Annotated in this window: 12 protein-coding genes and 1 pseudogene; 10 read left to right on the top strand and 3 right to left on the bottom strand. The window is 68.4% G+C overall.

Going from position 1 to position 25,692, the window contains the following annotated elements; genetic code table 11:
• Positions 1 to 266: 266 nt before the first annotated feature.
• Both SM754_RS09215 and SM754_RS09210 read left to right on the top strand, forming a co-directional pair.
• Positions 267 to 1,754 (top strand): twin-arginine translocation signal domain-containing protein, encoded by a 1,488-nt coding sequence (locus SM754_RS09215; RefSeq protein WP_323675931.1) that lies wholly within the window; start codon positions 267 to 269, stop codon positions 1,752 to 1,754.
• Complete coding sequence (locus SM754_RS09210; protein WP_323675930.1) at positions 1,751 to 2,779, top strand: glycosyltransferase family 2 protein; 1,029 nt, start codon at positions 1,751 to 1,753, stop codon at positions 2,777 to 2,779. The genes SM754_RS09215 and SM754_RS09210 overlap by 4 nt, the downstream gene beginning before the upstream one ends.
• 88 nt (positions 2,780 to 2,867) lie before the next feature.
• Here SM754_RS09210 and SM754_RS09205 read toward each other — a convergent pair whose 3' ends face one another.
• Positions 2,868 to 3,962, bottom strand: a complete 1,095-nt coding sequence (locus SM754_RS09205) for a GNAT family N-acetyltransferase (RefSeq protein ID WP_323675929.1) — start codon at positions 3,960 to 3,962, stop codon at positions 2,868 to 2,870.
• Between the two features lie 92 nt (positions 3,963 to 4,054).
• Complete coding sequence (locus tag SM754_RS09200; RefSeq protein WP_323675928.1) at positions 4,055 to 5,578, bottom strand: lipopolysaccharide biosynthesis protein; 1,524 nt, start codon at positions 5,576 to 5,578, stop codon at positions 4,055 to 4,057.
• Between the two features lie 435 nt (positions 5,579 to 6,013).
• On the opposite strand from SM754_RS09200, the gene SM754_RS09195 reads away from it, so the two are divergent.
• Positions 6,014 to 8,098, top strand: coding sequence for a PGF-CTERM sorting domain-containing protein (locus tag SM754_RS09195; RefSeq protein WP_323675927.1), 2,085 nt, complete (start codon positions 6,014 to 6,016; stop codon positions 8,096 to 8,098).
• 257 nt (positions 8,099 to 8,355) lie between these two features.
• On the opposite strand, the gene SM754_RS09190 is transcribed toward SM754_RS09195, so the two are convergent.
• Positions 8,356 to 10,515 carry a hypothetical protein gene (locus SM754_RS09190; RefSeq protein ID WP_323675926.1) on the bottom strand — a complete coding sequence of 720 codons (2,160 nt, stop codon included), beginning with the start codon at positions 10,513 to 10,515 and terminating at the stop codon, positions 8,356 to 8,358.
• A gap of 125 nt (positions 10,516 to 10,640) precedes the next feature.
• Between SM754_RS09190 and SM754_RS09185 the strand changes: the two are divergent.
• The 7 genes and pseudogenes from SM754_RS09185 to SM754_RS09155 all read left to right on the top strand — a co-directional run bounded on the left by SM754_RS09185 (position 10,641) and on the right by SM754_RS09155 (position 25,691).
• Positions 10,641 to 14,539: pseudogene (locus SM754_RS09185) on the top strand (PAS domain S-box protein).
• 125 nt (positions 14,540 to 14,664) lie between these two features.
• Positions 14,665 to 15,042, top strand: coding sequence for a response regulator transcription factor (locus tag SM754_RS09180; protein ID WP_323675925.1), 378 nt, complete (start codon positions 14,665 to 14,667; stop codon positions 15,040 to 15,042).
• Between the two features lie 15 nt (positions 15,043 to 15,057).
• The gene (locus SM754_RS09175; protein WP_323675924.1) at positions 15,058 to 16,182 is read left to right on the top strand and encodes a HEAT repeat domain-containing protein; all 1,125 of its coding nucleotides are present in this window, start codon (positions 15,058 to 15,060) and stop codon (positions 16,180 to 16,182) included.
• A 3-nt stretch (positions 16,183 to 16,185) separates the two neighbouring features.
• On the top strand, positions 16,186 to 17,622 hold the full coding sequence (locus tag SM754_RS09170) for a glycosyltransferase family 2 protein (RefSeq protein ID WP_323675923.1): 1,437 nt from the start codon (positions 16,186 to 16,188) through the stop codon (positions 17,620 to 17,622).
• 109 nt (positions 17,623 to 17,731) lie between these two features.
• Positions 17,732 to 18,784, top strand: coding sequence for a sensor histidine kinase (locus tag SM754_RS09165; protein ID WP_323675922.1), 1,053 nt, complete (start codon positions 17,732 to 17,734; stop codon positions 18,782 to 18,784).
• A 282-nt stretch (positions 18,785 to 19,066) separates the two neighbouring features.
• The gene (locus SM754_RS09160) at positions 19,067 to 21,586 is read left to right on the top strand and encodes an efflux RND transporter permease subunit (RefSeq protein ID WP_323675921.1); all 2,520 of its coding nucleotides are present in this window, start codon (positions 19,067 to 19,069) and stop codon (positions 21,584 to 21,586) included.
• Positions 21,587 to 21,677: 91 nt separating this feature from the next.
• Positions 21,678 to 25,691 (top strand): PAS domain S-box protein, encoded by a 4,014-nt coding sequence (locus tag SM754_RS09155; protein WP_323675920.1) that lies wholly within the window; start codon positions 21,678 to 21,680, stop codon positions 25,689 to 25,691.
• Position 25,692: the final 1 nt, after the last annotated feature.

Genomic DNA, 25,692 nt, shown 5'->3' with positions numbered 1-25,692 from the left:
TGCCGGACGGGAACGAACCCACGCCAAGACGCACGCGAGTCGACACACACCCGAGGTCGCTGCATCGCTCGTGGTCCCTGTCGCCGGCCGACGGACGGACCGACCGCCCCGCACTCTCGTCGGAGCGTGCCTGCTCGACGACCTTCACTGGTTCCCTGGCGCGCGCGACGAGAAGACGACGAGGCTCACCCGTGGCGCGCGTTCGCGACGGGCCGCACGAACCGCTCCCGGTACGCTCCAGTCCGTGACCCGACGAGGGCCCGACGATGGGTAGGGACGAACCCGGTGACCGGGGCTCGCGCGTGAACCGCCGGGACCTCCTGAAGGGACTGGGCGTCGCTGGGACGTCCGGCGCCATCGGGTACGCGATCGGCGACCTCACGGGCGACACGCGAGACGGCGATCCGAGCTCGCCCCGGGACCCCAGCGAACCGACGGTCGACGACCAACCAACGCAGGGACCGGTCACCGACACGGAGGAACCGGGTCAGCAGGCAGTCAGGCACGCCGACGCGTACCCGAACGTCATCGATGCGGTCGACGCGGGCGCCGACCCGAACGGCACCATCCCGATCAACGCACTCCTCGAGAAAGCCACGAGCGACGGCACCCTCGTCTCGTTCCCGAAGGGAACGTACCGCATCGACCCGCTCCGGCTCGAGGACCTGCACAACGTCGCTATTGCGGGCGCGACCGAGGAACGCCCGACGTTCGTCGCCACCCGGGACGTCTGCCTGGACCTCGCGTACCTCCGGTTCCAGAACGTCTCGGACTTCCTGTTCGACGGCATCGACCTGGACTTCACGCGCCGCGGTGCAGGCGGCGAGTTCCGCGTCGTCGCGGACGGTGACGTGACCGTCCAGAACGTCGAGATAACGGGGAACTGCAACAGACAGATCGCGGGGTTCCGTATGGACGTCACCGATCCGAACGGCGTCGGTCTCGTGAAGAACCTGCGGGCGCACCACCGGGCAACGACGAAACTCACCGGGTTCTTCGTCGGAGAGAGCCACGCCGGCGAGGTGACGTTCGAGGACTGCGACGTCTCCGGGTTCTCCGACAACGGACTGTACGCCTCCGCGATGGGGCTCCCGGACGGTGGGGACGGAGCCGTCCACGCCGTCGGCGGGTCGTACGTGAACAACAACATCTCCGGCGTCCGTCTCGGGTCGACGGGGTCGACCGCCAGGAACGTGGACGTCGTCGTCGACACAGTCCCGTCCGGGGACGACGTGAACGCGCGCGGCATCCGCCTCCGGAACAGGCGGGACATCCTCGTCGAGAACTGTAGCGTCACGTTCGGCCCGGACGCCGGCGAGAGCTTCGGCGCGCTCGTCGTCCACGGCGACAACGGGGGCGCTCACGTTCGCGACAGCACCCTCAACGTGGACGCGGACATGGTCCCCGCCATCCACGCGTTCGAACCGAACAAGGACGAAACCGACCCGCTCGTCTTCGAGAACCTCGCGGTCACCGGGAGCGCCGCGGGGTCGTACGCCGCCACAATCACCGGCCGCGACGAGACGAGCTTCGAGAACTGTACGTTCGAGCAATCCGGGAAGAACCGCGGTGGAATCCGACTCGCCGACTCGGCGGGCTGTCGCATCGTCGATTCGCACATCGAGGCGACCAGGAACCCGGTCGTCGCGAGCGACGGCGACGTCCTCGTCCAGAACACGACCATCGTAACGCCCGCGGGAACGCGACACGTGAAGAACGCCGTCGTCGAGAACAGCGTTCTCAACCCGAAATGACTGACGCTATCCACACGGAACGAACGACGACAGCGCCGGAGAACCTCGTCAGCGAGGGCGAGACGCCGACGCTGTCCGTCGTCATCATCGCGAGGAACGAGGAGGACCGCATCCGGGGCTGCATCGAGTCCGTCTTCACCGCCGCCGACGGCGTCGACCCCTTCGAGGTCATCCTCGTCGACTCCGCGTCCACTGACGACACCGTCGACCTGGCCAGGGACTACCCGATCACGGTGCTCCGCATCCCCGAGGAACTGACGTCCGTCGGCGCCGGGCGGTTCGTCGGGAACCGGGTCGCGCGCGGCGACCTCGTCCTCCAGGCCGACGGCGACATGGCGCTGACCGACGAGTGGCTCGGTCGGGCCCTCTCGTACCTGCGTTCTCACGACGTCGCGGGCGTGGAGGGCTGGCTGAACGAGTGCGACGCGACCGCCCCGATGGCGGTCGACGCCATCGCTGGCGTGGCGCTGTACGACCGGGACGCGCTCGAATCGATCGGCGGCTTCGCGCCTTACCTCCAGTCGTACGAGGACATCGAGGTCGGGTTCCGCCTCACCACCGCCGGTCACAGGCTCGTGCGCCTCCCCATCGTCTCCGCGAACCATCCGCTAGACGACCCGCTCGCGGAGCCGTTCCGCCGGTGGCGCGCGGGCTACTATCACGGCGTCGGGCAAGCGATCCGGTACGGCGCCCGGAACCCACGCGTCCTCGCGAAACTCGTCGCGCGCCAGCGGTACAAGTTCGCGCTCCTCGCCTGGCTCGCCGTCGGCGCGCTCTCGATACTCAGTCCGGTCGCGGTCGTCGCCTGGGCGCTCGCGTCAGCGTTCGCGTTCGCGATCGTCGCGAAGCGACTCGGCGTCCGTCGCGCGATCCAGTTCGTGCTGACGAAGAGCCTCGCCACCGTCGGCGCGACCCGCGGACTCCTCGCCCCCGTGCCACCCGCGGAGACGTACCCGCTGTCGGCCATCGAGGTCGTCGACGACGGCCGACTCCCCGAGGGCTACGCTCGCTCGAAGCTCGACTGACAGACGCCCAATCGATACTCGTTCTCCCGGTCTTTCGCCGAGGAGTCGCGACCTTCCGCGTCGCGTTCTCCAGGCCCCGTCCCGTTCTTCAAGTGGTATCGCGCTCGACGGACGTCAGCGTCCAGTTCGCGGCGTCCGCGATGTCGACGCCGGCGACCGTCCACTCGCCCGTGAGCGTCCGAACGTAGTGGTTCGTTGGCGTGGCGACGTACTGGAGCGGCGGGTCGCGGTCGCAGAGGAACCCGAGGTCCGCGAGGAGGTCGGCCGCGTCCGCGAGCGGTGGTGCGACGACCATCGCCGCGTCATCGTGGTCGTCGAGCGCACGGCTGAGGAGTGCAGCGAGCGCCGCCCTCGACCGACTCTCGCCCGGTGGCAGAACGTCCGTCACTCGCGCGACGTCGCGGTCGGGGCGCGTCGACCGGCCGACCAGCAGCGCGCTCTCGTCGTCGTCCGCGAGGTACGTCTCGTACCGCCAGTCCGGGTTCGCCGTCCAGTGCTCCCAGAACGCAGCGTCCCGGACCACGTGGATCGCGTCCGGCGGCCGCGCCCGGTACCGCGAGGCGAGCTCCTCGACCGGGACCGCTCGTTCCCGGCGTACCGTCACCGCCTCGTCGGTCGACGTCATCGCTCGCCGCATCGCGTTGTACCCCGAGACGGCCGGGGCGACCGCCGACGCCGCGGCCTTCGCGAGCGGTCGCAGGTCGGCGGACTCGGCGACGCGACTCGGGTCCAGGAACCGATAGAACGACGCGCGTTCCTGGACCTTCCGCCAGCCGAGCCGTCGGTTCCCGGCGGCGGCCGCCTCGTTCGGGAAGTTGAAACACAACGACGCGTCGCTCGCCTCGAACGCCGCGAGCGCCCACTTCGTCATCGCGGTGAACACGCCCTGCCGACGGAACTCGGGGTGCACCATCGCGTCGACGGGCTGGACCGCGAGCACGCGCCGCTCACCGACCGCGAGACGCATCGGGAGGAACGGTCGTGCACCGACGAGCTCCCCCGCCGCGCCGTCGTCGGTTCCGTCGCTCACCGCGACCACGATGCGCGGCGCCGACATCCCCGGCCCGGACGCGTACTTCCAGTCGAACCACGCGCGGTCGCGAGCTCGCCCGAAGACCCGCTCGTACAGCGACAGGAACGCCTCGAGGTCGTCGCTCCGGCGGAACGCGCGGACAGCTGTCATCCGACTCGACCGTCGAGGCAGACGCACGTGGTAATGACGTGGTTACGTGGCCGTAATGACGGCGTTAGGCGCGAAGACGGCGACGGTTCGCCTCAGTTGACCCAGGAGAGTGCGGCGCGGAGCGGGGCGGCGAGCCGGTTCGGCGCGCGGTCCACGATGGCCTGCACCTCGTCCACGCCGACCGCCCCGACGCCGACGGCGATCACGAAGTACGCGACGAACCCGACGGGCGGCACCACGAGGAGCGCGAGGACGTCGTTCGCCACCAGCTCGTTCGCGCCCCACACGACCGGTGCGGAGAGGACGGTGGTCGCGGCGAGCCGCAGCGGTCGGACGTCCCGGAGCGGGTCGTACCCGAGCTGGTACGCGGACCACACGAGGAACGCGAACATCGACCCGTACCCGACGCTCGTCGCCGCGGCCGCACCCATCATCCCGTACTGCGGGATGAGGAGGGCGTTCAGCGCGAAGTTCAGGGTCGCGGCGCCACCGACCGCCAGGAGGAGCGTCCGCAGGTTCCCCGAACCCTGGCCGATGGCCTGCAGCGGCCGTGCAGCGGCGAACCCGACGACGCCCGGGAGGAGCACGAGCAACGGCACGATCGAGGCCTCGTACTCCGCGCCGAAGTAGAGCGGCACGAACCGGTCGACGAGCACCGCCATCCCGAGCGCCATCAGGGTGACGAGGAGGAGCGTGTACCGCGTGAGGCGGCTCGCGATACGTGACAGCTCCTCGGTCCGCCCGTCGGCCCACAGGCTCGAACTCGAGTGCAGGAGCACCGTCTGGAGCGCCATCGGAACGATCCAGAGGTACTCGCTCGTGCTCAACGCCGCCTTGTAGAGCCCCGTCGACTCCGGGGACCCGAACGTCCGCAGCATCAGGACGTCGACGTGCGCCATCGACAGCACGAGGAACACGAGCACGACGTTCAGGCCGTTGAACGCGACGAGCTCCCGGAGCGGCAGCGCTCGCAGCGACCGGACGGTCAGTGCGGACAGGTCGGTCGTCCGGACGAGGATGACCGCCGCCGCCGCCGCGATGACGACGTTCGCGACGACGTGTCCGACGAGCATCCCCGCGACGCCCATGCCGGCGGCGACGACGAGTCCGATGCCGACCGCCATCGTGAGGAACTTCTTCGCGACGTCGAACGTCGCGGTCGTCTTCTCGTTCCCGAACCCGAGGACGGCGTGGTAACCGATCGCGCGGAACTGCGCGACGAACACGAAGGCCGCGAGCAGGTAGAAGTACCGCGTGAACGCGTCCCCGAACAGCCAGGCGGCGCCGCCGAGTGCGGTGAACGCGAGCATGATCGCGACCGACGCAACGACGAGCGCGCCACCGAAGAGGAAGTAGAACCCGACGACGCGCGCCCCCCAGGCCGCGTCGCCGTCGCGGTCCTCGCCGACGTACTTCTGGACGCCCTCCGTCACCGCGGAACTCACCGGCAGGATCCACATGGTGAACACGGACAACAGCACCGCGTAGTTCCCGTACCCCGCGGGGTCGAGGAGCCGGACGACGATGGGCGTGGTGACGAACGTGATGCCGAGCGTCAGGACGCGAGCGCTCACGACCGAGAGCAGGCGCTCGGTGAAGTTCTCGAACCCGACCATCGCTACGACGCCCTCCCCGCCCCCGACGCGACGCGCCCGTACTCGCTCCGCGGACCAGCGGGTCCGCGACGACGAGGTGAAGCCACCGAACGAGGGGACGGGTCGTGCGGTCGGCGTCCGAGCGAACCGGTGGACGGGTCGTGACGGTGGTCTCCTATCGAACCGATGGGTCTGTGCCGGTGGGACTGTGTCATCTGCTACCCCCGCGGTCGCCCGAGCGCGACCCGCGGCGTTCTACCGGAAGGAACCCCTGTCACGGGGATAGTTATAGGTCGCCTATCCGACCCCTCAGCCGCTGCCTATCCACCGCGTTCCGGCCGAAACCGACAGCGAGCGGCGCCTAGCAACTGGTCCGCTGTTACGGACGGATTCGGAACGCGTTCACGTCGGTATGTTACCCGTTACAAGGTACCGTCGTCACCCTCGTAGAGTCGTATGTCACCCGACCGAACTCGCAGCACCAGGGCGTCCGCGACCGGGCGCCCACAAACCACGACGCTCGCACGCGTCGCCGTCGTTCTCGTCACCATCCTCGTGACGACCTCGACCGTCGCCGCGGCAACGGCGACGTCCGTCGCCGAACCGAGTCAGTCGCTCTCGACGACCGACAGCGTGCGCGCGCTCGATACCACCCGTACCGTCTCGGCCACGAGCCAGACCGATGAGAACACCACGGAGGACGTCGCGTCCACGAGCACCACCCGCGCCGCCTCGAACCAGGTCGACGTCGTGTTCGTGATGGATAGCTCCGACAGCATGAACACGGAGCGGTACCAGCTCGCGAACGAACTCAAGACGTTCCAGCGGACGCTCCTCGAACGAGACGTCGACGCGCGATTCGGGCTCGTCACGTACACGTCGTCCGCGACCGTCCGACAACCGTTCACGTCCAACTTCGACGCCATCGAGCGCGCGATGGTCTTCTCGCCCGCCGGGAGCACCGAGCGCGCGTCCGACGCCATCCTGAAGGCGACCGAGATGAACTACCGTTCCGACGCGGAACGCGTCATCGTCCTCATCACCGACGAGGACGACGACAGCGACGCCGACACTCGCGCACGAGCGGTCGAGGGGCTCGAGGATTACACGTTCCTCTCCGTCTCGCCATCGACCGTCAGCGCCAGCACGTGCGACGTTCACTCGCCGCCGTGCGACAGCAGCGCCGACAACGAACTCCGCGTGCTCGCCGACGACATCGACGGCGACTGGCTCGACATCGGCACGAACGCCGAACGGACGATGGAGCGCGTCGCCACCAACGTCTTCACCGCGGTCGACGCACCCGAGAACTCCGACGGGGACGACAGCCAGAACGAGTTCGAGGTCGGCCCGAACATCAAGGCCATCGAGCACTCGGTGAACCGAACCGAGATCGAGACCGGGGAGACCGTCGAGTTCAACGTCACGCTCCGCAACAAGGGCCTCGTCGAGGGCACGCACAACCTGTTCCTGACGACCAACGGCGAACTGCTCGCCGAGAAGCGCGTCACCGTCGATCACCTCTCGGAGACCACCACGTCGCTCGTCTACCGGTTCGACGAACCGGGCGACTACAAGATGGTGCTCTCGAACGAGCGCGTCGACGTCGTGCACGTCAACGAACCCTACCCGATGTCGATAGACGTCACCACGAACGACGCCGGCGACCGCCTGCAAGCGAGCGTCGCGGACGCCAACGCCGGCACCCCCGTCACTGTCGACCTGCCCGCCGCCGCCATCCTCGCGGGGACCGGGAACCAGCTCACGTCCGTCACGGTCGACTCGCGCCCCGACGCGGTCGGTGTGCGTCACGACCTCGCGTTCGACCTGACGCTCGAACGCATCGAGGCACCGCCGGCGGGGACGCCCGCCATCGAGTCGGACGCGCGCGCGGTCCGGTACCTCTCGGTCACGTCGTCGCTCTCGACCGCCGACCTGCGGTCGGTCACCTTCGAGTTCCTGAAGTCCGGTGACGACGTCGAGATACACCGCTACGACGCCCAGGCGAACGAGTGGCAGCAACTCACCCAACAGTCCGTCGACGGTGCCCCCGGGCACGTCGTCGCGAGCACCGAGCGACTGTCCACGTTCGCGCTCGTCGTCGACGACCCCGCGCTCTCCGTGGGGAGCGTCGACGTCGGCTCGACCAACGTCACCGAAGGCGACCTCGTCACCGCCTCCGTCACCGTCACGAACAACGGGACGCGCGCGCAGTCGTACGACGCCACCGTCTCCCTCGACGGCGAGTCGGTCGAGACGAAGTTCGTCGAGGTGCCCGCGGGCGAGACCACCACCATCCCGATCTCGTTCGTCGCGGCCGACGCCGGCACGTACGACCTCGCGGTCGCGGGCGTCGAACAGGGTCAACTGCAGGTCGACCCCGCACCCACCACGAGCGAACCGACGACGGCCGCACCGACGGTCACCACGACCGGGGACGCCACCGACGAACCCGCCGGCGACTCCACGCCCGGGTTCTCGATCGTCGTCGCGCTCGTCGCACTGCTCGCCGCCGCACTCGTCGTCTCGCGCCGGCGCTGACCGACCTCCATACCGCGCGGTGGGTCCTCCTGGAGTGGGTTCGGTCGGTGGTCCGCTCCGAGGACACCTCCCGCTCTTCGTCGAAGCCGCCACTCCTTCCCGTCCGACGACCCCACCTCGGTTACTGACGGCATCCGCCGGCAGCGAAAGCATCCGTCAGCAGTGAAAGCATCCGTCAGCGACCGGGAGCATCTATCGTCGACGGAGGACAGCCACCGTCTCTCGCTCTCGCGGTCGAACCCGACAGAACCCCGACCTCAACCGTCCTCGCCCCACTCGTCTTCGAGCACGTCGTAGGACTGCTTGAGTCGCTCCGAGTAGGCGACGTCGGACCACGTCTCCCAGGCGTACTCGGTGGTCCGCAGTTCATCACCCGACAGGCCCGGAATCGCGTGCGTGAGGTTGGTCTCACCGGGAACGGTCCGCGCTCGCCCGTCCGCATCCGGACGGTACGTCCCAGCGCCGACGGTGACCGCGTCGAACGACACCGCGTCGAGCCCGTCGTCCCAGTCCGAAGCGATCCGTCGTCTCGCCGACGGGTCGGCGACGTTGAGCAACACCCACGGGATTCTGACCTCGATAGTTCGAGCGCCCGGCGCAACGTGGACGTCCGTCAGCGAATCGTACGCGCTCGCGGACGGATTACCGTTGCCATACGTGAGCCGTCCGGTCTCGACCGACTCGAACGGGACCTCCTCCCCCGATGCCGGAACGGTGTAGCCGAGGTTCAACGGTTCGCGAACGGGCACGAAGCCGGCGCTCCCGTCGCGATAGTCCGTCGTCGGGAGGCCGGCTGCGGTCCCGAACTCGCGAGCGAACGCGTCGTACGACGACTCCACCAGCAGCCGCGAGTTCGACGCACCGCCGAGGTGCACCACGAAGTCCGCGACCGCCGTCGCGTCCGTCCCCAGCGGGAGCGCCGTCGACTCCCCACGGAGCCCGACGGTGAGAACGACGTTCACTCGGTCCCACGAGACGGGCTGGGACAACTCCTCGAACGTGAGCCGGAGCTCCAGCCCTTCCAGACTGTGCGAGACCCGTAACTCCTCGAGCCGTCTGACGGCGTCGACACCGGACGTCGCGGTCGGCCCGCTGACCGCCGCGTCGGCCCACTCGGACCCGTCGCCGGACAACGACGTGGCGTCCGCCGGATCGAACGCCAACAGCCCGAACCGCTGCTCGGGCGTCTCCACGTTCGACCAGTACGGCCGTCGGCCCGGAACCGAGCGGGCGTCGAGATTCCACGTCCGCTTGAACCACTCGTCCTGCCACGCGAACGCGACGCCCCCTGCGGTGTCGGCCTCGACGATGTCCTCGTACATCGCGGCGACGATCTCGCCCTGCCGCCGTTCGGTGTGTTGCCCCTGGTCGCGCCCGTGGACGTCGCGATGCGCGATCCCCCGGGAACTCGGCACGCCGAACTCGGCGACGAGCAGCGGGAGCGACGTGGCGCTCGAGAGGTCGTTCAGGTAGCCCGCGTAGCTGTTCGGTTCGCCGCGGTGGTCGACGTACTCGACGTACTCCGGTGTCTCGTTGAGCAGGTCCGGGTAGTACGGGTAGACGTGATACGCGGCGAACGTCCCCGGCGAGAACTCGTCCGTCGCCCTGACGGCATCGGGGTCGACGCTGACCGCGTCCTCGGAGACGAACGGCTCGTACGGATGCTCCAGTGGGTCCGTCGTCACCCAGTTCACGAACCCGGCGGGAGCCTGCGAACCGTACGCGTCCGTCTCGTGGTCGACCAATCCATCCAGGCGCTCGGCGAGCCAACGCTCGAACGGGCTCCCCGCGCTCTCCAGATACGTCCCCGTGTACGAGCCATCGCCGTGGGCCCGGTTCGTGGCTTCGACGACGTCCGGCGGCCACTCGACGCCGAACAGGTACCCCAGGAGCCAATCGTGGACGTCGGTCTCGTAGGTGCCGCTCGCGTGCCCCTGGCGTTCCGGCAACGTCGTCGAACCGTGTACGACGTCGACGGTTCGCTGCAACTCTTCATCCACCGTCTCGGAGAGCTCGGTTATCGCACCCGCTTCGACCATCGGCCGATGCGGGACCCACGTCCCCTGCAGCAGGTACAGCGGGTCGGCGGCGTCCACGTTGTACTCGGCCAGGGCCTGATAGAACTCCGGCGGGTGAATCGTGTAGGTCCGTATCACGTTGGCGATCGCGCCGATATCTGCGAGCCATCGGTCGTACTCCGCCCGGGTGATAGCCGCCGACCCGGGGAAGAAACCGGGCTTTGCCATCCCGATGTTGACGCCACGAACCGTCAACGGTTCGTACCCACCGTCCACCAGGTGCTCGAATCCGCCATCGCGGACGCGGACGTCCGTCCGACCCGTCTCGTCGCTGAGACAGCCAGCGACGCCGGCCATCCCGGTGACGCTCGCGGTCCGAAGGAACCGACGGCGATCCATGGCCATGCCTAGCTCATCGCGTCTCATGACTCCACGGTATCCAGCAAACAATAAACGAGCCAGGTGGTTTCGCCCATCGCATAAACGCCAGATGATTGATTATCGTTCAATCCATACTTGCTGCAATGACTGACGACGACGACCTTGGTGGGGGGGTGCGCGTCCTGTACGTGAACGACGATACCGGGTTCGGGGAGCTGGTTCGGACGAAACTGTCGAGCAGTCACGCCGAGTTCGATATCACGGCCGTGCGCGACGCCGAGGAGGCACTCGAACTGCTCGATTCGTCAGCCATCGACTGTGTCGTCACCTCCTATTCGCTCCCGGACACGACCGGCATCGACCTGGCCAAGACCGTCCGGTCAGACGGCTACGACCTTCCAGTGATCCTCTTCACCGGCCGCGACAGCGAAACGGTCGTCAGGGACGCGACGGAGACGAACGCGGTCGAATACATCCCAATCCACGCGACCGAGGACAGCTTCTCCCTGCTCGGCGACCGGATCCGGACGCTCGTCGAAGCGGCTCGCGACCAGCAGCGAGCAGAGGAGATGTCGGACCGGTTCCAGCGGACGCTCGAGCGGGCGACCGACGCGATCTACGCGGTCGACGACGAGTGGCGCATCGAGTACATAAACGAGAAGATGGCCCAGCGTGTCGACGAGGACCCTGAGACGGTCGTCGGCACCGTCCTCTGGGAGGGGTTCCCGTCGGTCGCCGGAACCGAACTCGAAGAGCGGTATCGGACGGCGATGCGGACCGGTGAGTCGACGACGTTCGAGCAGTACATCGAGGAACCGTTCGATTACTGGGCGGAGATCCGCGTGTTCCCCGACGAGGACGGACTGACCGTGTTCTCGCGCGAGACCACGACCGAGCGCGAGCGGACGCTGGAACTGGAACGCAGCGAGACGATCCTACAGAACATCCACGACATCGTCCTGATACTCGACGGCGAAGGCGTCGTCCAGTTCTCGAACGCGGCCGCGGAGCGCCGGCTGACGAGCGGCGAGCCCGGGCAGTTGCAGGGGCGACCGCTGGCCGAGGTTGTCGGTGGTCGAGTGTCCGAGACCGACGTGAGCCGGTTCTCGAACGCCATCACGGCGTCGCTGCAGCAACTCGAAGGTGACGGGGGCGTCACCGGGTTATACGATTCGGACCTGCAGGTCGAGTTCGAAGACGGGCAGGGAACGCGAACGCTCGACGTTCGTTTCACGCCGTTCGAGCGTCCCGGGAACGACCGCGTCCTCGTCGTTGCTCGGGACGTGACTGCGCAGAGCGAGGCCACCAACGAACTGGAGCGGGAACGCGATGCACTGCAGGAACTGCAGGCCGTCATGGCCGAGAGCGACATCTCCACCGAGACGCGTCTCGAGGAACTGCTCGAGGTCGGTTGCCGGACGCTGGGTCTCGAGTTCGGCCTCATCTCGCACATAGAGGGGCGTGATTACACGATCAAGGCGGCTCACGCACGGACGGTGACATGAGTCCCGGCGACCGGTTCGACGTCGAATCGACGTACTGTGCGGAGGTGGTCGCCGAGGACAAGGTGTGTTCGTTCGCGGACGCGGTCGCGGATGGGAAGGAATCCCATCCGGCGTACCGCGACTTCGAACTGGAGTCGTACATCGGTGCGCCGCTGGTCGTCGACGGGACGCGCTACGGGACCGTCAACTTCTCGAGCCCGACGACTCGGGTCGCCGCGTTCGGCGCACTGGAGCGGACGTTCGTCGAGCTGCTGTCGGGACTCGCGGCGACCGAGATCTCCAGAGCCCGGAGTCGGGAGGAGCTAGAGCGTCAGGAGTTCCTGTTCGAGCGCATCCAGGAGACGGCGGATATCGGGATCTGGCAGTACGACCCGCAGTGGGGCGAGCTACATTGGTCCGATGGAATCAGGCGGATTCACGGCGTCGACGAGGACTACGAGCCGTCGCTCGCGGATGGGGTCGAGTTCTATCATCCGGCCGATAGGGAGACGATACGGTCGGCCGTCGAGCGGGCGATCGAGGAGGGTGAACCGTACGACCTCGACCTCCGTATCGTCCGCCCTGACGGCGAGGTCCGAGAGGTGCGCGCGCAAGGGGAGCGGGTCGAGAGCGGTCAGGATGACGACGCCGTACTGCGGGGCGTCGTCCAGGATATCACGGAGCGGAAGCGGACCGAACGCGAGTACGAGGAACTCGCGGGCGAGTACGAGGCGCTGCTCGAGACGTCCGGGGACGCCATCTTCCTGCTCGACGTCGAGACGAGCGGCGAGATGCCGACGTTCGAGTTCGCCACCCTCAGTCCGGGGTACGAGACCCAGACGGGTCTCACGACCGCAGAGGTTCGCGGACAGACGCCGCGGGAGGTCTTCGGCGAAGAGCGAGGCGCAGCGGTCGAATCGAACTATCACCGGTGCGTCAGGCATCGCGGCCCGATATCGTACCGGGAGGAGCTGGCGATCGACGACGACGCTCGGTTCTGGGAGACGAGCCTCGCGCCGGTGATCGTCGACGACGAGATCGTTCGCATCGTCGGTATCGCGCGGAACGTCACCGAACAGGTCGAGCGAGAGCGCACCCTCGAGATGACGAACCAGCGGCTCGAATCGCTCATCGAGGCGACGCCGCTCACCGTCATGGAGATCGACTCCGACGGGAACGTCATCCGCTGGAACGACGAGGCGGAGAACGTGTTCGGGTGGTCGTCGGAGGAGGTCCTGGGCGAGTTCAATCCGATGGTCCCGACGGACAAGCACTCCGAGTTCGCGTCGTTCCGTCAGCGCGCGCTAGGCGGCGAACGGATACGCGGCGCGGAGATACGGCGAGAGACGAAGGGCGGCGAGGAACTCGACCTGCTGCTGTCCGTCGCCCCCATCACCGACCCGGACGGTGACTCCACGAGCATCCTCGCCGTCCTGGACGACATCACGGAGCAGAAACAGCTGGAGCGGAAACTCCGCTCGCTCCAGCAGACCGCACAACGACTCAGTGGGGCACAGTCGAGCGAAGAGATCGGGCGGCTCACCGTCGAAGCGGCAGCGGAGACGCTCGGATTCGATATCTCCGCCGTCTGGGAGTACGACGACCAGACGGGGACGCTGGACCCGCTCGCTGCGAGTACCGCGACGCGCGAACTGGTCGGGGAGCTACCGCGGCTGGAGAGCGAGGACAGTCCCGGCTGGACGGCGTTCGAGTCCTCGGAGATCCGCGTGTACGACGAACTCGCGTCAGATATCTCCTTGGACGTGTCGGGGTCCGAACTCGGCAGCGGTCTCTTCGTCCCGCTGGGCGAGTTCGGCCTTCTCGCGGTCGGAACGCCCTCCCAGCAGGAGTTCTCGGACACGGACCTCGACCTGTTCCAGGTGCTCGGTTCGACGGTGGGCGCAGCGTTCGGCCGGGCGAACAGGGAACTGCGACTCCAGCGACAGAACGAGCGACTCGACCAGTTCGCGAGCGTCGTCGCGCACGACCTCCGGAATCCGTTGACCGTCGCGACCGGGTTCACCGAAGCCGCTCGGGAGACGCAGGACCCGACGCACTTCGAACGCGTGGAGGAGGCCCACGACCGCATCGAACGGCTCATCGAGGACCTGCTCACCCTGGCACGGGGCGAGACGAGCATCACCGACCCGGCGGAGATACGTCTCGATGCCGTCGCCACCGAAGCGTGGGGGTACGTCGACACGCACGAGGCCAGTCTCGCGGTCCTCGACGAGGTTCCGCGCGTGGTCGGAGACGACGGACGCCTGATTCAACTGTTCGAGAACCTCTTCCGGAACGCGATCGAACACGGCGGCAGCGACGTGACCGTCACTGTCGGTCCGCTACCCGACGGGAACGGGTTCTACGTGGAAGATGACGGCACGGGGATTCAACCGGACCAACGGGACAGGGTGTTCGACCACGGTGTCACCTCCATGGAGAGCGGAACCGGGTTCGGGCTCTCCATCGTGAGCGACATCGCGAAGGCACACGACTGGACGGTCGACGTGACGGACGGAACCGACGGTGGGGCCCGGTTCGAGTTCGACGTACAGTGAGTTGACACCTGACATGTTCCACTCGGTCGTCGCGGCGTCGTCTGAGGACCGCATTCACGAGGATACCGGCAGTTCACCGACCAGTAGATGGGCTTTTCACGACCGACGTCGTACAGGTGACAAGAATGGGTGAGGGGATACTCGTGGTGGACGACGACGAGGTCATCCGTCAGTTGCTTACGTACCGCCTGGAGGGGGCCGGATACGCGGTCCGCGTCTGCGAGGACGGCCGTGCCGCTGCCGACCTGCTCCAGACGGACTACGAGCCGGCGTTGGCCATCTTCGACGTCATGATGCCGCGGCTCGACGGCACGCGACTGCTACGGATGGTCCGGAACGGCGAACTGGCGGTGAGTCCGGAGTTACCCGTGATAATGCTCACGTCCCGCGGTCAGGAGGACCACGTGCTCGAGGGGTTCGATTCGGGGGCCGACGACTACGTCACGAAGCCGTTCCGCGCGCAGGAGCTGTTGGCTCGGGTGAACAGATATGCGAACGCGTGACGGGGTTCGGGGTTGATGCAGGGAGACGTAGGGTTCGGTGGCTACATCCTCCCCATCGAGACGGTTCTCGTCGTCCTCGGTTTGCTGGTCGGTATCGGACTCGTCGTCTCCGCCGGGCTCACCCTGGGACTATCGGTGTACCGTCATCGGCGTGATGAGCGAGCGGACCGCGTCCGGCCGGACGTCCAGGACGCGCTGCTCGAGCGAGCCTTCTCACCGGACCCGAACTGGGACGATTGGATAGACACGCTCTCCGCGACGGAGCGACAGGTCGCCGAGGACCTGCTGGCCGAGTACCTCCGGGAACTGGACGGGAGCGAGACCGACTCGCTCAAGGAACTCGGCGCCGCGCTCGGCATCCCCGAACGCGCTCGCTCCGACCTGGAACGCGGGCACAAGTTCGTCCGGCTCCAGGCGCTGACGTGGCTCATACGGCTGGACGACCCGGAGCCATACCGGGCGGCGTCGTACGGGCCGGAGACGCCACCCGAGCGCGCCTCGGTCGCTCGACTCCTGTCACAGACCGGTGAGCTGATCAGTCCGAGACAGGGTCTCGAGCTGTTGCTCGCGGGAGCGACCGAGGAGTTCAGCGTCTTCGGGCAGGACACGCTCTATCGACTGGCGAGCGATGACCCGGACGCGCTCTTCGAGATCGCGACGGAGCAGTACGACGCGTGGCCACCGGCGCTGTTGACGCAGGTGCTGCTCGTCTGCGGGCAACTGGGTTCGGCGGTCCGCACGGCGGACATCTCGTGGTTGACCGCCAGTCTGGAGGCCGACGACGAGGGCGTCCGGGCCGCAGCGGCGAGCGCACTCGGCGGGTTCGGGTGGCGACCGGACCTCAGGGACTCGACGTTCTTCGCCCGGGCGACGGACGACCCCTCGCCGCGCGTCCGCGGCGCCGTCTACGAGATGCTCGGCGCGTGGGGCGACCACGAGGCGCTGACGCTCCTCGTCTACGCACTCGTCTCCGAGGACGACCCGCGCGCACTCGTTCGCGGCACGAACGCCCTCGTCAGCAGGCGAGACCGCATCGACGCCGACGAACCTGCCGTCCTCGGCAGTGCCTGGGAGTGGAGCAGCGAGCACGCGTCATACGACGGCGTCGCCCGTGGCCGGACGCGAGCGGTGGGTGAGTGAGCCGTGGCGTCACCCACCGCCATCGCCGCGCAACTGTTCGCCGCCACCGGGTTGTTCGTCCTGGCCTACTACGTCGTCGTCAACCTCTCCTACCTCTCCATCCACATCCTGGCCCTCCTCGAACTGCGTGACAACGTCCGAGAGTCCGAGTGGGACCAGCCATTCAGGCGATTCGCGAGCCCGTTCTATCCGGGTATCGCGCTCGTCGTCCCGGCCTACAACGAGGTCTCGACGATCGAGGAGAGCGTGCAGTCGATGCTGTCGTTGAACTACCCGGAACTGGAGGTCGTCGTCGTCAACGACGGCTCGACCGACGCGACCCTCGACCGACTCGTCGAGCGGTTCGACCTCGAGCAACTCGAGTCCGAGATACCCTTCGACGTCCCCAGCGAGGAGATACACGCGACGTACCGGTCCACCCGCTACGAGGAGCTACTGGTCGTCGACAAGGCGAACGGCGGGAAGAGCGATGCGCTCAACGCCGGTATCTGGCTCACCGACATGCCGCTGTTCTGTGCCGTCGACTCGGACACGCTCATCGACCGAGATGCGCTGTTACAGATCGTCAAACCGTTCCTCAAACGGCCGGGGACGACGGTCGCCACGGGCGGCGTCGTCCGCGTTGCCAACGAATGCACGGTCGAGGACGGACTCGTCAAGGAGGTCAAACTCCCCAAGACCGGCCTCCCGGGACTCCAGGTCATGGAGTACCTCCGCGCGTTCTACTCCGGGCGACTCGGACTCGACCGCCTGAAGGGATTGATCCTCATCTCCGGGGCGTTCGGGCTCTTCCGTACCGACGTCGTCCGAGAGATCGGTGGGTATCGACAGGACACGATCACCGAGGACTTCGACATCATCGTCCGCTTACACCGATATCTGACGGACGAGGACAGGGAGTACACGGTCGACTTCGTGCCGGAACCGGTCGCGTGGACCGAAGTCCCCGCCAGCCGTCGCGTCCTCGGCAGGCAGCGCCGACGCTGGTTCCGCGGGATGGTCGAGACCGTCGTCACGAACCGCGGGATGCTGTTCAATCCGAAGTACGGTCGCGTCGGCACGATAATCCTCCCGTTCTTCGTCGCCGCCGAGACGTTCGGTCCGCTCATCGAAGGCCTCGGGTACATCGTGCTCCCGCTCGCGTGGTACTTCGGCGTGTTGAGCATCGAGTTCTTCCTCGTGTTCTTCCTGCTGACGACGGGCGTCGGCATCTTCCTCTCGTGGTTCGGCGTCTTCAGCGAGGTCTGGAGCTTCAACCGCTACGAGAACCCGCGACAGATACTGCGACTGCTCTGGTACGGTATCCTGGAGAACTTCGGGTACCGGCAGTGGAAGACGGTCGTCGCGTGGCACGGGCTGCTCGAGTACGTCCGCGGTGTCGACAGCTGGGGCGTCATGGAGCGAAGCGGGTTCAGTCGTCCCAACGATGAAGAGAACTGAACGGGAAAAGACGATGTCTATGTCACGGAACCCGGATACCTACTTTCGCGACCTCTACGAGCTGGGAACGGACAGGTCCTTATCGCTGGGAGAGAAGATCGAACGAGCGGTGACACTGGGTCGAGACCGACTGGACCTCGCGTACGGCGTGCTCTCGTACACTGCCGACGGCGAGTACGAGGTCGTCGGCTCGACGATGATGTCCGGCGCGTATGCCGCTGGCTCGGTGTCCGAACTGGAGGAGACGTGGTGTCGGCACGTCGTCGACGACCAGGAGATGGTGGTCGTGGCGGACGCGGACGCGTCCCCGTACGCCGACGACGTCGCCCGGGAGGCCACGGGATTGCAGTGTTACATCGGCGCGCCGATCGTGGTCGACGGGGAGACGTACGGAACCCTCTGCTATTCGGACAACGCGCCCCGGGACCGCGAGTTCGGGGAGACCGAACAGCGGTTCGTCGAGCTCTTGACGCAGTGGATCAGTTACGAGATAGAGCGCGAGAAGCACCATCGGACCGTCGAAGCGCAGAACGAACGCCTCACGGAGTTCGCCGGGGTGCTCGCACACGACATCCGGAATCCGCTCACGGCCGCGATCGGGTACACGGAGTACGCGATCGAGACCGCGCCCGAATCGCTCGCGACGCACCTCCAGACCGTGCTCGATTCGCTGGACCGCATCGAGGAGCTCATTACGAGCACGCTCGCTCTGGCCCGCGACGGCGTGGACGTCGGTGAGCGTGAACCGGTTGACCTGGGCCACGTCGCACGCGAGACCTGGGAGGTGGTCTCGCCGTCGAACGCCACGCTGGAGGTGGTGGCGAGTCGCATCGTCGTCGCGGACGAGTCGCGGCTCCGGCAGCTGTTCGAGAACGTCTTCCGGAACGTCAAGGAGCACTGCGGCGAGGGCGTGACGGTGACCGTCCGCGGGACCGACTCGGGGTTCGAGATAGTCAACGATGGCCCCGAGATGCCCGCCGAGATAGCCGAATCGGTGTTCGGGGGGTCGTTCGGTGCCGACCGGCCCGGCCTCGGTCTGTTGATAGTCGAGCGGGTCGTCTCGGGACACGGGTGGGATGGCACGATCGAGACCGGGCCGGACGAGACGAGATTCGTCTTCTCTGACGTCGGGACCGCGACGAACGCGCCGACCGCGATGTGAGACATACGGTCGGTGACCGACGTTGCCGTACGTCGACCCGTCGGTAACCGACGTCAGCTCTCGTAGTCGCGGTCGATTCCAGGTGGTTCTGGTGTCCGATTCCGCTCTTCCGTGTCGAATGTGCCTGAGCGGGGGTCTGGCGGGCGGATAGCGTGCTCGTCTCCGTCCACCGCCACGTCGCGCGACCGTCCTCGTACTTGAACGTTTCGCGCGATTGGTGGGCTCGCAACCCTGTTCCCACTCATAACCAGATGTCCGGCGAAGGTGCTCGTAAGAAGAACGATGTCACGTGATAGAGTCGACGCCCTGATCGGGTTCGTCACCGAACACACCCGCGTCACGCTACTGGCGATGGTCCTCCTCACCGGCGTGGTCGTCGCCGGGGTTCCGATGGTCGATACCGGCAGTCAGGCCAGCGCGGACCCCGACGCGTTCGACCACCTCGACCGCGTCCAGACCGCACAGACGATCGAATCGCAGTTCGCGCGGACCGACGAGACGCCGAACCGGACGGTCGAACCGGTCTACGTCAGAATCGACGGCGGGAACGCGCTCTCGAAGGAGTCGCTCCTGGCCGGACTGCGCTACCAGCGGGCGATACGCGAGAACGCGACCGTCAGTCGAGCGCTCCACGACGACGGCGTCCGTGGGTTCGCGAACCTCGTCGCCGTCCGCGCCGCCGGCAGCCCGAACGCCACCGTCGCCGAGCAGATCGACGCGCTCGAAGCCACGAGCGCCGACGAGTTCGAGCGCCTCCTCGAACGCACGCTCGCCGAGGACCCGCGCGCCCAGCGGTTCCTACCGGCCGACCACGACCTCGGGAAGACGACGGCGTCCGACCGCCGGCTGCTCGTCGCCCTCGACACCGACGTCGAGGAGCCCGTCCTCGACAACGCCACGGCGGCGCTCTACCGGAGCGCCGGCGAGCGCTCGGCAAGCGGGTTCTTCGTCCTCAACAGTCACGCGTGGAACGCGTACAGCAGTCACTTCTTCGGGGAGATGCTGGAGCTCGTCGTCCCCGCTGCGCTCGCGTTCGTCCTCGTCGTCCTCGGGTTCGCGTACCGCGACCTCGTCGACGTCGTCGTCGGGATGACCGGCGTCGTCCTCTCGGTGCTGTGGACGTTCGGGCTCCTGGGCTGGCTCGGCGTCGCCGCCGGGACCGTCACCGTCATCCCGGTCGTCCTCATCGCCGGCCTGAGCATCGACTTCGGGTTCCACGTCTTCAACCGCTATCGCGAACAACGCGCCCCCGACGACGGCATCCGCGCGCCGATGCATCGCGGCGTCGCCCGCATCGCGACCGCGCTCGTCCTCGTCACCGTCACCGCCGCCATCGGGTTCCTCGCGAACCTCTCGAGCCCGCTCCCGCTCATCCGCAACCTCGGTATCTCCATCACGCTCGGCGTCGCGAGCGCGCTCGTCATCTTCCTCACCGTCGTCCCGGCCCTCAAGATCGGTATCGACGGCCTCCTCGAACGCGTCGGCGTCGACCGGCGGAAGGCGCCGCTCGGGCACGGCCGCTACCTCAGGCCCGCCCTCGCGCGAGCGGTCACGCTGGCGCGCCGCGGTGCGCCGGTGGTGCTCGTCGTCGCCGTCGTCGTCGGCGCCGCCGGCGGCGTCGCCTGGCTGGGTCTCGAAGAGGAGAGCTACCAGCAGAGCGACGGCGACGTCGCCGAGTGGAAGCAGGACCTCCCGGGTCCGCTCGGCTGGGACACGCATCCGGTCGCCGCACAGAGCGCGCACGTCGAGGCGGTCTACCAGCCCGCGAGCGCGGACGCCGCGTTCCGGGAACCGATACTGGTCGAGGGTGACGTGACGAGCGACGGGACGCTCGACGCCGTCCAGCGTGGCGTCGACGACGTCCGCGACCGCGGGCTCCTCGCCGACGGGACGGGCACCCGTGCGGTCACGTCACCCGTCACGGTGATGCGGGCGGTCGCCGCTCGCGACGACTCGTTCGCCGCCGTGCTGGCGGCGGCCGACACCGACGACGACGGCGTCCCCGACCGGGACCTCGACCGCGTCTACGACGCGCTCTACGAGGCCGATAGCGACGTCGCGAGTCGCGTCGTCGCTCGCGAGGACGGCGAGTACCGGTCCCTCCTGGTGTCGCTGTCGCTCGACGCGGACTACGCGAACGCCGACCAGGTCGTCGCCGACCTCGACGAGAGCGCCGCCGTCATGGCCGGCGACGACGGCGACCGGACCGCGACCGTCGCCGGGAGCTTCGCCGTCAACGAGGCGGTCCTCGGCGCCATCGTCGACGGCATCCTCACCACGATGACGGTCGCGCTCGCCGCCATCGCGCTCACGCTCGCCGGCGTGTTCCGGTACATGCACGGGAGCGCCACGCTCGGGGTCGTCGTCGCGGTCCCGATCTCGCTCGTGCTCGGCATCGTCGTCGGTGCGATGTACGTCCTGTCGATACCGCTGACGTTACTGACGGCGCTCCTGACGAGTCTCGTCATCGGGCTCGGTATCGACTACAACATCCACGTCGGCGACCGGTACGCGGACGAGCGCCGCGAGGGCGCGAGCACGTACGAGGCGCTCGACGCCGCCGTCACCGGCACCGGCGGCGCGCTCCTCGGCAGCACGCTCACGTCCGCCGGCGCGCTCGCCACCATCGCGCTCGTCCCGCACCCCCAGCTCCAGAGCTTCGGCGCCATCGTCGTCGTCGCCCTGACCACCGCGTTCGCGGTGAGCGTGCTCGTCCTCCCGAGCCTCCTCGTGCTCTGGAGTCGCTACGCGCCCGGGGCCGTCACGACCGACGCCGCACCCGCGGGCGTCGCCCAGGACTGACCCCACGGGCGCCCAGCATGACTGACCCGAGTCGACGGCGGGCCGTGCGTGCTCCGCCTGGTTTTAGGGAGGTGGGCGTCGAGTTGGGGGTATGACCGCTGCGAGGGCTCGCCCGGTTCGCGTTGGCGTGGTGGGAGCGGACGCCGTCGTCGACGGGGTGCGCTCGGGGAGCGGCAGCGTCGACCGGCGCGTCGACGTCTGTCGCGTCGCTCCCGACACCACCGAGCAGGTGGACTGCGTCGTCGTCGATACGACCGACTCGACCGTGGACGCCACGGGGGTCGTCGACCGCTTCGCGGTCGGCGACGGGTCGACGCCGGTCGCGTTGCTCGTCGGCGAGTGGACGGACGACGGCGTGCTCGGAGCGCTCGCGACGACCGACGTCGTGACGCTCCCGCGAGCGCTCCTCGAACGCGACCCCGGCGTGCTCGCCACCCGACTCGTCCGGGTCGCCGACGCGAGCACACCGACGAACGGACGCCAGGGGGACGACGAACGGGCGGACCGAGGAGCGCGCGCCGAGCCGTCGGCCACCGAACGAGAACGGTACGAGCAGGTGTTCGACGACGTCAACGACCTCATCCTCGTCTACGACCCCTGGGAGCCGGCGCTCGTCGACGTGAACGCGTCCGCCCTCGCGGTGACGGGGTACGACCGCGAGCAGTTACTCGACCTCGGTCTGGAGGCGGTCTCCGCGACCGACGACGGCTACACGGCCGCTCGCGCGTTCGAGATACAGCGGCGGGTCGCGGAGACCGGCGACGCCGAGACCGTGGATTGGGTCGTCGAGACCGCCGACGGCGACCGACGGCGCCTGGACTGCACGCTCTCGCCCGCGACCATCGGCGGCGAGGAGCGCGTGCTCGTGCTCGCGCGGGACGTCACCGAACGCCACCAGCTCGAGGAGACGTACCGGGGCGTGTTCGAGAACGTCTCCGACGGCCTCGTCGTCCACGACCCGGAGACCGGCGAGATACGGGACGTCAACGAGCGGTTCTGCGAGATGAACGGCTACGAGCGCGAGGAGCTCGTGGGCGAGACCATCGACGTCGTCACCGCGCCCTACCACGGGATCGACGCAGCCCAGGAGAAGATCCGCGCGGCGCGAGCCGAGGGCCCACAGCTGTTCGAGTGGCAGAGTGAGCGACGGGACGGCACGACGTTCCCCGCCGAGATCCACCTGAGCGTCGTGGAGATACGCGGCGCGGAGCGCGTGCTCGCGAGCGTCCGGGACGTCACCGAACGCGAGCGACGGGAGCGCGAGTACCAGCAGATATTCGACGGCGTCACGGAGGCCATCGCGATACAGGACCCGGAGACGGCGGAGCTGGTGGACGCGAACGCGTCGTTCGTCGACCGACTCGGGTACGACGACCTGGAGACGCTGCTCGACCTCGACTTCAACGAGCTGAGTGGCGCGGACGCGGGGTTCACGAAGGGGGAGGCGCAGGCGCTCTGTCGGCGCGTCATGTCGTCCGGCGAGTCCGAGACCGTCGAGTGGCAGCAGGAGACCGCGGACGGTGACACGATCCACATCGAGGCGACGGTGAGTCCGGCGGTCATCGACGGCGAGGACCGCGTCGTCTCGATGCAGCGTGACATCACGGAACGCCGGCAGCGCGAGCGCGAGTACGAGCAGATATTCAACAGCGTGAACGACGCCATCGCGGTCTTCCACCCGGAGACCGCGGAGTTCGTCGACGTCAACGACACGTACCACGAGATGGTGGGGTACGACGACGTCGAGACCATCCGCGACCTCGGCATCGAGGGACTCAGCGTCTCCGAGGGCGACTACACCGGCGAACGCGGTCGCGAGATCATCCGGGCGGTCGCCGAATCCGGCGAGTCGCGGACCATCGACTGGCGGGCGGTGACGCGGAGCGGCGACCGCCTCTGGATCGAGGCGACGCTCACGCCGGCGACCATCGGCGGCGAGGAGCGCGTGCTCTCGCTGCAGCGCGACGTGACCGAGCAGCGACTGACCGAGCGTCGGCTCCGCGCGATCGTCGACCGCATCGACGAGGCCATCTTCATGACGCGAGCGGACGCCATCACGGCGGCCGACCAGGACCCGGACTACGTGAGTTCGGGGTACGAGGCGATCTGGGGGCGGTCGCTCGCGGCGATCGAGGAGCGGTACGACGACGGGTTCTTCGGGACGCTTCATCCCGAGGACCGCAGCGACTACCGTGCGTTCGTCGACGACGTCGTCGACGACGTCTACGCGGGGAGGGCCGACGACCGGTACTCGGTCGAGTACCGCATCGAGCGCCCGGACGGGACCGAGCGGTGGGTGCACTCGGACTGTTATCCGATCGCGTTCGAAGGGGACGCGCCGCGCGTCGTCATCGTGAGCCGTGACGTCACGCAGCGGAAGGCTCACGAGCGCCGCATCGCGTCGTTCGAGGCGGCGACCGACGGGCTCGCGACGGCGGACACGCCAGCGGAGGCGACGCGGACCGCGGTCGACGCCGCGACGGACGCCCTGGAGTTGCCGGCGGTCGGGGCGTTCCTCTACGACGACGGCGACGGCGTCCTCGAACCGGCGGTCGGGAGTGGCGCGCTGCCGAGCGCGGTCACGACGGCGCCGATACGACCCGGCGAGGGCCCGATCTGGGAGGCGTTCGCGGCCGGAGGGGTCGTCGCGCCGGGCGACGGAACGGCCGTCGCGACGCCGGGAGCGGAGCCGCCAGGGTCGGAGACCGGGCTGGGCGCACTCGCCGACTGGCGGGCGCTCGCGCTCGGCAACCACGGCGTCCTGCTCGTCGGGTCGATGGACGAGCCGCTTCCCGCGAAGACCATCGACGCGGCGCACGTGCTGGCTGCGACCCTCGAAGCCGCCCTGAACCACCTGCAGGGACAGCAGCGCCTCGCGGCGCAGGAGGCGGAACTCCGCACGCAGACCGAGCGCGCCGAGCGCCTGGACCGCATCGCGCGACTCACGCGTCGCGTCGAGGCCGCGATCACGGACGCGTCGACCGCGCGCGAGGTCGAGCGCGCGGTCTGCGAGCGCCTCGCGAGCGCGGGCCCCTACGAGCTGGCGTGGGTCGGCGGGCTCGAAGCCGGTGCGGACACGCTCACCTCGCGCGCCGTCGTCGGCGGCACCGACCGGTACGTCGACGGCCTTGGCCTGGAGACGACCGGCGAGACCGCCGACCCGCATCCGGCCGTACGCGCCTGGCAGACCGACGACGTGCACGTGACGGAGTCCATCGTCGACGCCGGGCCGGCCGGCGAGTGGCGGCAGCGAGCGCTCGCCGCCGGCTACCAGTCCATCTGCGCCGTCCCGATCTCGTACGACGGCATCACGCACGGCGTGCTGTCGGTCGCGACCGACCGTCCGAACGCGTTCGGCGACCGCGAACAGGGGGTGCTCGCCCAGCTCGGGACGTCCATCGGGGACGCCATCGTCGCCATCGAGCGTCGACGCGCGCTCGAATCCGACGAGACCGTCCAGCTCGAGTTCACGGGCCGCGGCGACGCCCTGTCGTTCGCGCGCGCCGCCAGGGTCGCCGACTGTCGCGTCACCCTGGAGCGCACCGCCGCGCGACAGGACGGCGCCGTCAGCGTCTACTACAGCTTCGACCGCGGCGTCCCGGACGACGTCGCCGACATCGCGAGCGGCGAACTGGACGGCGCGGTCACCGTCGTCGCCGCCGAGTCCACGTCGACGCTCGTCGAGGTCCGCGCGGACGACTGGTTCGGGTCGCCACTCGCCGAGTACGGGGGCGTCCTGCGAACCGCGACCGCCGACCCGGCGGAGACGACCGTCGTGGTCGAGGTCCCACAGCAGGCCGACGTCCGGTCGTTCGTCGAACGCCTCCAGGCGATCGCGCCGTCGCTCGAGCTCGTCGCGCGACGCCAGCACAACCAGGAGACGGTCACGCCGGCGGAGCTCGGGGAGCGCGTCCGCGAGGAACTCACGGACCGACAGTTCGAGGTGCTCCAGACCGCGCTCGCGGCGGGCTACTTCGAGTGGCCGCGGGACAACGACGGGAACGCCGTCGCGGACCGACTCGACATCACGCAACCGACGCTCAACAAGCACCTCCGGCTCGCGGAGAAGCAGATATTCACGCTGCTGCTCGACGACGACTCCTGAC

The sequence above is a fragment of the Halorubellus amylolyticus genome (assembly GCF_034808145.1).
Taxonomy (GTDB): Archaea; Halobacteriota; Halobacteria; order Halobacteriales; family Natrialbaceae; genus Halorubellus.
This window is presented reverse-complemented; position numbering and strand designations above follow the sequence as displayed.

Coding starts and splice junctions, on each gene's coding strand:
- SM754_RS09215 (WP_323675931.1), top strand. CDS start 267: ATGGGTAGGGACGAACCCGGTGACCGGGGCTCGCGCGTGAACCGCCGG.
- SM754_RS09210 (WP_323675930.1), top strand. CDS start 1,751: ATGACTGACGCTATCCACACGGAACGAACGACGACAGCGCCGGAGAAC.
- SM754_RS09205 (WP_323675929.1), bottom strand. CDS start 3,962: ATGACAGCTGTCCGCGCGTTCCGCCGGAGCGACGACCTCGAGGCGTTC.
- SM754_RS09200 (WP_323675928.1), bottom strand. CDS start 5,578: ATGGTCGGGTTCGAGAACTTCACCGAGCGCCTGCTCTCGGTCGTGAGC.
- SM754_RS09195 (WP_323675927.1), top strand. CDS start 6,014: ATGTCACCCGACCGAACTCGCAGCACCAGGGCGTCCGCGACCGGGCGC.
- SM754_RS09190 (WP_323675926.1), bottom strand. CDS start 10,515: ATGGATCGCCGTCGGTTCCTTCGGACCGCGAGCGTCACCGGGATGGCC.
- SM754_RS09180 (WP_323675925.1), top strand. CDS start 14,665: ATGGGTGAGGGGATACTCGTGGTGGACGACGACGAGGTCATCCGTCAG.
- SM754_RS09175 (WP_323675924.1), top strand. CDS start 15,058: ATGCAGGGAGACGTAGGGTTCGGTGGCTACATCCTCCCCATCGAGACG.
- SM754_RS09160 (WP_323675921.1), top strand. CDS start 19,067: ATGTCACGTGATAGAGTCGACGCCCTGATCGGGTTCGTCACCGAACAC.
- SM754_RS09155 (WP_323675920.1), top strand. CDS start 21,678: ATGACCGCTGCGAGGGCTCGCCCGGTTCGCGTTGGCGTGGTGGGAGCG.